General features: G+C 70.6%; 8 protein-coding genes. 6 read left to right on the top strand and 2 right to left on the bottom strand.

Features of this window, described 5'->3' with window-relative positions; all coding sequences use genetic code 11:
- Positions 1 to 112: 112 nt before the first annotated feature.
- Positions 113 to 1,336 carry a CaiB/BaiF CoA transferase family protein gene (locus AC1D15_RS10905; RefSeq protein WP_477825985.1) on the bottom strand — a complete coding sequence of 408 codons (1,224 nt, stop codon included), beginning with the start codon at positions 1,334 to 1,336 and terminating at the stop codon, positions 113 to 115.
- Complete coding sequence (locus AC1D15_RS10900) at positions 1,333 to 2,280, bottom strand: hydroxymethylglutaryl-CoA lyase (protein ID WP_477825984.1); 948 nt, start codon at positions 2,278 to 2,280, stop codon at positions 1,333 to 1,335. The genes AC1D15_RS10905 and AC1D15_RS10900 overlap by 4 nt, the downstream gene beginning before the upstream one ends.
- 94 nt (positions 2,281 to 2,374) lie before the next feature.
- Between AC1D15_RS10900 and AC1D15_RS10895 the strand changes: the two genes are divergently transcribed.
- The 6 genes from AC1D15_RS10895 to AC1D15_RS10870 form a co-directional block, all read left to right on the top strand.
- Positions 2,375 to 3,115 (top strand): IclR family transcriptional regulator, encoded by a 741-nt coding sequence (locus AC1D15_RS10895; protein ID WP_465111334.1) that lies wholly within the window; start codon positions 2,375 to 2,377, stop codon positions 3,113 to 3,115.
- A 99-nt stretch (positions 3,116 to 3,214) separates the two neighbouring features.
- Positions 3,215 to 4,798: a malate synthase A gene (aceB, locus tag AC1D15_RS10890; RefSeq protein WP_477825983.1), complete on the top strand. Its 1,584-nt coding sequence runs from the start codon at positions 3,215 to 3,217 to the stop codon at positions 4,796 to 4,798.
- A gap of 155 nt (positions 4,799 to 4,953) precedes the next feature.
- Entirely contained in the window at positions 4,954 to 5,244 is a 291-nt protein-coding gene (locus AC1D15_RS10885; RefSeq protein WP_465111336.1) for a nucleotidyltransferase family protein, read from the top strand.
- 193 nt (positions 5,245 to 5,437) lie between these two features.
- Positions 5,438 to 6,436, top strand: coding sequence for an esterase/lipase family protein (locus tag AC1D15_RS10880; protein WP_477825982.1), 999 nt, complete (start codon positions 5,438 to 5,440; stop codon positions 6,434 to 6,436).
- Positions 6,433 to 7,449 (top strand): lipase secretion chaperone, encoded by a 1,017-nt coding sequence (locus AC1D15_RS10875; protein ID WP_477825981.1) that lies wholly within the window; start codon positions 6,433 to 6,435, stop codon positions 7,447 to 7,449. Before AC1D15_RS10880 ends, AC1D15_RS10875 begins: the two co-directional genes overlap by 4 nt.
- Before the next feature lie 128 nt (positions 7,450 to 7,577).
- A partial coding sequence (locus AC1D15_RS10870; RefSeq protein ID WP_477825980.1) for a M13 family metallopeptidase occupies positions 7,578 to 8,579 on the top strand: 1,002 nt, incomplete at its 3' end.

Genomic DNA, 8,579 nt, shown 5'->3' with positions numbered 1-8,579 from the left:
GGCGGGAACGGCACGACCAGGCGGATCGGCTGGCCGGGGAAGGTGGCCTGGGCCGGCGCGGGCCAGGCGGCCAGGGCTGGCAGGCCGGCGAGAAGGGTGCGGCGCAGCGGGTTCATCGGGGCGTGTCTCCGGGGGGTTGTTCGGGGTGAGAGGGTGCGATCACGCCGTCGGTGCGCAGCGCGAGGATCTGCGCGGCGTCGAGCCCGAGCGACTGCAGCAGCGCCTCGGTGTGCTCGCCGATCGCCGGCGGGTCGCTGCGCAGCGGTGGGCGCTGTCCGTCGAGCGTGATCGGCAACAGCGGCGTGCGGGTGCTGCGGCCATCGGGCAGCCTGACCGGCGCGAGGCCGCCGGTGGCCTGCAGGTGCGGGTCGTCGAACAGGTCGTGCGGCCGCGTGATCGGCGCCCACGGCAGGCCGCGGGCCTCGAAGCGCGCACCGATCTCGGCCGCGCGGTGGGCCGCCATGCGCTCGCGCAGCAGCGGCATCATCCAGTCGCGCGCGGTGACGCGCAGGTTGTTGGTCGCGAGGCGCGGGTCGTCCTTCAGGTCGGCGAAGCCGAACGCCTCGCACAGGCCCGCCCACTGGCCGTCGGACACCACCGCGAGGAAGATCTGCTCGCCGCCGGCCACCTCGAAGATGTCGTAGACGCCCCAGGCCGGGATGCGGCTGGGCATCGGCGCGGCCGGCCGGCCGGTGACCGCGAACTGCATCATGTGCTGCGCGACCAGCAGCACGTTGTTCTCGAACAGCGCGCTCTGCACTTCCTGGCCGCGGCCTGTCGTCGCGCGCTGCGCGAGCGCCGCCAGCGCGCCGATCGCGCCGAACAGGCCGCCCATGATGTCGTTGACGCTGCTGCCGGCGCGCAGCGGCTGGCCGGGCGGCCCGGTCATGTAGGCGAGGCCGCCCATCATCTGCACCACCTCGTCGAGCGCGGTGCGGTGCTCGTAGGGGCCGGGCAGGAAGCCCTTGTGCGAGACGTAGACCAGGCGGGGGTTCAGTGCCGCGAGGCTGGCGTGGCCGAGCCCGAGCGCCGCCATGCCGCCGGGCTTGAAGTTCTCGCAGAACACGTCGGCCGTCGCGACCAGCTTCAGCACCAGCTCGAGCCCGCGCGGCTGCCGCACGTCGATCGCGAGGCTCTTCTTGTTGCGGTTGAACATCGGGAAGAAGCCGGCGCCCGAGCCCTGCAGGCGCCGCGTGGCGTCGCCCGCGAGCGGTTCCACCTTGATGACCTCGGCCCCCAGGTCGGCCAGCACCATGCCGCAGCTCGGCCCCATCACCATGTGGGTGAACTCGATGACGCGGATGCCGGTCAGCGGCAAGTTGTTGCTGTTGCTCATGCGGCGACGAAGCCGAGCGGCAGCCCGGCCTGCGGCGTGTGGCCGTACAGCGGCTCGCCGGCGAGCGACTGCTGCAGCACCTCGCGCGAGCGCATCAGCCGGGGCAGGTCGACGCCGGTGCGCACGCCCATCGCCTCGAACATGAACACGAGGTCTTCGGTGACGACGTTGCCCGACGCGCCGGGTGCGTACGGGCAGCCACCCAGGCCGGCGAGCGAACTGTCGAAGACGCGCACGCCGGCCTCGAAGGCGGCCAGGCAGTTGGCGAGGCCGAGGCCGCGCGTGTTGTGCAGGTGGGCGGCCCCGGCGTGCTCGCCGATCTCGGCGCGCAGCCGCGTGAACAGCCGCTTCACCTGGGCCGGGTTGCCCATGCCGGTGGTGTCCGACAGGCCCGATTCGTCGGCGCCCGCGGCGATGGCCTGCGCGGCCAGGCGGATCACCGCGTCTTCGGACACCCGGCCTTCGATCGTGCAGCCGAACGCGGTCGAGATGCCGGCCTCGATGCGCACGCCGGGTGCCGTCTCGTCGCGCAACTCGGCGATCGAGCGCAGCGCCTCGATCATCTCCAGCGGCGTCTTGCGCACGTTCGCCAGCGAATGCGAGCTGCTCGCCGACACCGGCAGCGTCAGCTTGTRCACGCCGGCCGCGAGGGCGGCTTCGGCGCCGCGCAGGTTCGGCACCAGTGCCATCACGGTGAGGCCCGGCAGCGTCAGCGCGTGCGCGACGACCTCGGCCACGTCGGCCATCTGCGGCAGCAGGCGCGCCGGCACGAACGAGCCGACCTCGATCTCGCGCAGGCCGGCGGCATGCAGCGCATCGATCCAGCGCAGCTTGTCAGCGGTCGGCATCACGCGCTCGATGCTCTGCAGGCCATCGCGCGGGCCGACTTCGCTGATCAACACGGCGGGCAACACCGCGGGCGGGGGCAGGGGGCTTGCGCTCATGATGATGATTTCATAAGATAGAACGATATTCTTTCCTTTGAATTCAAGTATCGATGTCGTCCGGACGCAAGTCAATGGCGACAACGAGGAGCCCATGCCTCGCAAAGCTGCCCAGGCCTCGGTCGCCGACGAACATGCCGCACCCGGCGGTGCTGCCGCGGTCGACCGCGCGCTCAGCCTGCTGATGGCGTTCGACAGCGCGCAGCCGATGCTGTCGCTGGCCGAGCTGTCGCAGCGCACGCGGCTGCACAAGAGCACCGCGCTGCGGCTGCTCGCGTCGCTGGAGCACGCCGGGCTGGTGCAGCGGCTGGCCGACGGGCGCTATGCCGCCGGCGCGGCGTCGATCCGGCTGCAGGCGGCGCATGCCGCGGCGTTCTCGCTCGAGGCCGTCGTGATGCCGGTGCTGCGGCAACTGGCCGGCCTCACCCGCGAGAGCGCGGCCTTCCACGTGCGGCAGAACGACATGCGGCTGTGCCTGTACCGCGTCGATTCGCCGCAGCCGATCCGCGACCACATCCGTGCCGGCGACGTGCTGCCGCTGAAGCGCGGTGCGGGCGGGCGCGTCATCAGCGCCCACGCGCCGTCGGCATCGGGCGCGTTGCCGGGCGACGCGATCAGCAAGCGCATTCGCCGCGACGGCGTGATCGGCCTGGCCGACGACCGCAGCGAGGGCGTGGCCGGCATCTCGTCACCGGTGTTCGATGCCACCGGCGCGCTGGCCGGTGCGCTGACGCTGACGATGCCGACCCAGCGCTACACCGAGGCCCACGTGGCGCCGGTGCGCGCAGCGGCCGTCGCGCTGACGAAGCAGCTCGGCGGGCGATTCCCGGATTGATTGGTAGCGCCAAAGTCACGAATCATCGAATTCTCAGGCTCTTAATCTTCACCCAAGTCTCCAATAGAGTGCGGAGATTCGATTCCGAGGAGATTCCCCATGAGCAACCTTCCCCTGCCGCGCGGCATGCAGATCAACGCGCCCATCCTGCCGGGCTTCGAGACGGTGCTGACGCTGCCGGCGCTGGAGCTGGTCGCCAAGCTGCACCGGGCCTCCGAGCCGCGCCGGCAGCAGCTGCTGGCCGCGCGGGTCGAGCGCACGCAGCGGCTGGATGCCGGCGAGCGCCCCGATTTCCTGCCCGAGACGGCGCACATCCGCGCCGGCGACTGGAAGGTCGCGCCGATCCCGAAGGCGCTGCACTGCCGGCGCGTCGAGATCACCGGCCCGGTCGACGCGAAGATGGTGATCAACGCGTTCAACTCCGGCGCCGACAGCTACATGACGGACTTCGAGGACAGCAACTCGCCATCGTGGTCGAACCAGATCCAGGGGCAGATCAACCTGTCGCAGGCGATCCGCCGCACGCTGACGCTCGAATCCAAGGGCAAGACCTACCGGCTCAACGACCAGATCGCGACGCTGCAGGTGCGCCCGCGCGGCTGGCACCTCGACGAGAAGCACGTCACGGTGGATGGCCAGCGCGTGCACGGCGGCATCTTCGACTTCGCGCTGTTCATGTTCCACAACGCGAAGGAACAGCTGGCGCGCGGTGCCGGCCCGTACTTCTACCTGCCGAAGATGGAGAGCCACCTCGAGGCGCGCCTGTGGAACGACGTGTTCGTGATGACGCAGGCCGAGCTCGGGCTGCCGCAGGGCACGATCAAGGCGACGGTGCTGATCGAGACCATCCTCGCGGCCTTCGAGATGGACGAGATCCTGTACGAGCTGCGCGAGCACAGCGCCGGGCTGAATGCCGGCCGCTGGGACTACATCTTCAGCTGCATCAAGAAGTTCAAGGTCGACCGCAACTTCTGCCTGGCCGACCGCGCGAAGGTCACGATGACCGCGCCGTTCATGCGCGCCTACGCGCTGCTGCTGCTGCAGACTTGCCACAAGCGCGGCGCGCCTGCGATGGGCGGCATGAGCGCGCTGATTCCGATCAAGAACGACCCCGAGAAGAACGCGATCGCGATGGCCGGGATCATCGCCGACAAGAAGCGCGACGCGACCGACGGCTACGACGGCGGCTGGGTCGCGCACCCGGGGCTGGTGGAGCCGGCGATGAAGGAGTTCATGGCGGTGCTCGGCGACCGGCCGAACCAGTTCGACAAGCAGCGGCCCGACGTGAAGGTCAGTGCCGCTGACCTGCTGGACTTCCAGCCCGAGGCGCCGATCACCGAGCACGGGCTGCGCATGAACATCAACGTCGGCATCCACTACCTGGGTGCCTGGCTGGCCGGCAACGGCTGCGTGCCGATCCACAACCTGATGGAGGATGCGGCCACCGCCGAGATCAGCCGCTCGCAGGTGTGGCAGTGGATCCGCTCGCCGAAGGGCACGCTCGACGACGGCCGCAAGGTCACGGCCGAGCTGGTGCGCGCGCTGGTGCCGGAAGAGCTCGCGAAGATCAAGGCCGGCGGCTTCGAAGGCAAGTTCGACCGGGCGGCGGAGATCTTCACGCAGATGAGCACGCAGGAGGAGTTCGCCGAATTCCTGACGCTGCYGTTGTACGAGGAAATCTGATCACCCACCCCCGAGGCGCTGCGCGCCACCCCCTCAAGGGGGCAACCCGAGCGGACCGGCAGAGCCGGATCCGCCGGGTTCGCTGGATCGTGCGGATGCACGCGCCAGGGTCTGCGTGTTGGACGCACTGCAGGCCGCTGCTGCATGATCGAGCGATGGATTGTGCCGACACCTTGGCCGTGCTGCGGCTGCACAAGACGGAGCTGCAAGATCGCTTCGGCGTGACGCGGCTCGTGTTGTTCGGCTCGCTCGCCCGCCAGCAGTCGAACGCCGAGAGCGATGTCGATCTGCTGGTCAGATTCGATGGGCCGGCCACTTCGACCCGCTACTTCGGATTGCAGTTCTATCTGGAGGACCTGCTCGGTCGTCCCGTCGACCTGGTCAGCGACAAAGCGTTGAGATCTGAGTTGCGGCCGTTCGTCGAACGGGACGCCATCCTCGTCTGAGGTCGCCCTCCGGGAAAGTCCCTCCCCCCTCTCCGTGCCAACCCTCTTCTAAAAGACGAACGTTCGTTCGAGACTCCGCGTCGGCCGCATGTTTTGCAGGCAGTTCGCAGGATGTTCGGTCCCGCGTGCGCACCCGACTGGCATCGATGCCGGCGGGCGCACGACATACCCAGAACCTTCAGGAGACATCTCGATGAACTTGCCGATCTGCCGCGTGCCGCGGCTGCCCTTCCCATGGCGTTCCCGGTTTCGGTCCGCGTCGCTGCCGCGCGCGCTCGGCGCCATCGCGCTGGCCGCCGGCCTCGCGTTCGGTGCCGCGCCCGAGGCGCGCGCCGCCGACACCTACACGAAGACGCAGTACCCGATCGTGATGGTGCACGGCCTGCTCGGCTTCGATGCGATCGGGCCGGTCGACTACTTCTACGGCATCCCGTCGGCGCTGCGCGCCGGCGGTGCCACCGTCTACACGCCCAGCGTGTCGGCCGCCAACTCCAGCGAGGCGCGCGGCGAGCAGCTGCTGCGCGAACTGCGCGCGCTGAAGGCGGCCTACGGCCATCAGAAGTTCAACCTGATCGGCCACAGCCACGGCGGCCCGACCATCCGCTACGTCGCCGCCGTCGCCCCCGAGCTGATCGCCTCCGTCACCACGGTCGGCGCGCCGCACACCGGCAGCAAGACGGCCGATGCGATCCAGGGCATCACCTCGTGGACCGGCACCACCGGCGCCGCCGCCGCGATCGCGAATGCGCTGGCCGCGACGATCTCGTTCCTCTCCGGCTCGCCGAGCCTGCCGCAGGACTCGCTGGGTGCGCTGCAGTCGCTGAACACCGCCGGCGCCGCCGATTTCAACCGCCGCTTCCCGCAGGCCGCGCCCACCACGCCCTGCGGCCAGGGCGCGGCGGTCGTCAACGGCGTGCGCTACTGGTCGGTCGGCGGCACCAGCGTGCTGACCAACGTGTTCGACGTGAGCGACGGCCTGCTCGCCGCCACCAGCGTGTTCTTCGGCTTCGAGCAGAACGACGGGCTGGTCGGCCAGTGCTCCAGCCACTGGGGCATCGTGCTGAAGGACAACTACGCCTGGAACCACCTCGACGAGGTGAACCAGGCGTTCGGCATCCGCGGGCTGTTCGCGCAGGACCCGGTGGCCTTCTACCGCAGCCAGGCGAACCGCCTGAGGGCGGCCGGGCTGTGAGCCCGCCGGGCCGCCCCAAGGGCGAACGCCGCAGTGCGAAGCACGAAGGCTTTCTGCTTCACGACCGGCCGGCCTCGCTGTTCGCACTCTCGGTGGCCGGCGTCTGCCTGGTGATCGGCGTCGTCGCCTGGCGGCTCGCGCCGTCGTCGACGCACGCCGCCCGCCCGGCCGAACCCCGCTTCACCGAATGGCGCGACAACCCGTTCGCCGCCGGCGTGCCGACCGATGCCGCCGCCTACAACGAGGCCGCCGCGCGGGCCGCGGAAGCCGCGGCAGCGCACGTCGCCCGGCTGTGGGTCGACGGCTCGCTGCGCGGCACAGACCTCGATGGCGACTGGGGCACCTGGGCCGGCGACCGGCTGCAGCCCGGCCTGTCGCTGCGCCGCCGCTTCGACTACCTGCTGACCGGCACCGGCGAGGTCGAGCCGGCCGAGCTGCGCCACTGGATCGAGCAGCAGCTGACGCTCGAGCGCGGCATCGACGCCGCGCGCCAGGTGCTCGACGTCTGGGACCGCTACCTCGCGCTGCAGCAGCGTCGCTTCGAGACCGCCTGGAAGCCGGACGATCCGGCCAGCTGGGCCGGCGTGATGGCCGAGCGCTCGAAAGTGCGCCGCGACCTGCTCGGCGCGCCGTGGGCGCAGGCCTTCTATGCCGACGAGGAGCGCGACTTCGCGGCCCTGGCGGCCCGGCGCAGCGCAGCGCCCGCCGCGCCGGCGGCACCGTCGCCTTCGCTGCTGACGCCGGATGCCGCCACGCAGACGCCCGAGCTGCACGCCGCCCGCAGCGCGCAGTTCGGCGCGGAGGGCGCCGAGCGCCTGCGCGCCGAGGATGCAGCCTGGGCGCACTGGGAGCAGCGGATCGCCGACGCCCGCGCCGCGCTGCAGGCGATCGCGCAGCGCCCGGAGCTGTCGGCGCCGCAGCGCGAGCAGGCGCTGCAGGACGAGCTGGCCCGGCGTTTCAGCGGTACGGAACTGCAACGCGCCCACGCCATCCTGCGTTCCGTCGCACCGTGAGCCCGGGACGAGCGGGGCGCCTGTAGAGTACGGCAGCGCCGATCGGGCGCCCCCTCGACCACCGCGGTCCATCCGGCCGCCAGGAGCTTCACTTGCATCTTCTGCCTCATCGCCCCCGACGGGCTGCCTTGTGTGCTGCCCTCGCCACCGCGCTGCTCGCCGGCGCCGTCCACGCCCAGACCGAGGCGCCCCGTTCCGGCATCGACCGCAGCGGCATGGACAACGCCGTCCGCCCGCAGGACGACCTGTTCCGCCACATGAACGGCGCCTGGCTGCGCGACACGCCGATGCCGGCCGACAAGGCCTACATCGGCGCCTTCGAGCAGATCCAGGAAGGCACGCTCGCGAAGCTGCGCGGCCTGATCGAAGACGCGGCGAAGAACGGCGGCGATGCCGACGCGAAGAAGATCGGCGACCTGTACGCGAGCTTCATGGACGAAGCGGCGCTCGAGAAGCTCGGCGTCAAGCCGCTGGCCGGCGAACTCGCCGCGATCGACGCGGTGCGCACCCGCAAGCAGCTCAGCGTGCTGATGGCGCGCCACGGCCGGCTCGGCGTCGCCTCGGCGGTGAACGCCGAGATCGACCAGGACGCGAAGGAATCGACCCGCTACGTCACCTACCTGAGCCAGGGCGGCCTGGGCCTGCCCGACCGCGACTACTACCTGAAGGAAGACGACGCCCGCTTCAAGGAGGCGCGCGCCAAGTACGTCGAGCTGATCACCAGGCTGCTCACGCTGGCCGGCGAGTCCCACGCCGAGGCCAGCGCCCGCGCGGTGCTCGCGCTCGAGACCGAGCTGGCCCGCGTGCAGTGGACGCGCGTCGAGAACCGCGATGCCGTCAAGAGCTACAACCCGGTGCAGCAGAAAGACCTGCCGAAGCTCGCGCCGGCCCTCGACTGGAAGGCCTGGCTCGCCGATGCCGGCATCGCCGGCAAGACGCCCGACGTGATCGTGCGCCAGCCGAGCTACTTCAAGGGCATGAGCGCGCTGCTGCAGTCGCAGCCGCTGGCCACCTGGAAGGCCTATGCGAAGACGCGGCTGCTGATCTCGTTCGCGCCGTACCTCAGCAAGGAGTTCGTCGACGCCCAGTTCGCGTTCACCGGCACGGTGCTGAGCGGTACCACCGAGAAC

The organism is Rhizobacter sp. P2_H2 (assembly GCF_056403375.1).
The sequence above is the reverse complement of the archived record's forward strand: the minus strand, read 5'-3'. Positions and strand labels throughout refer to the sequence as shown.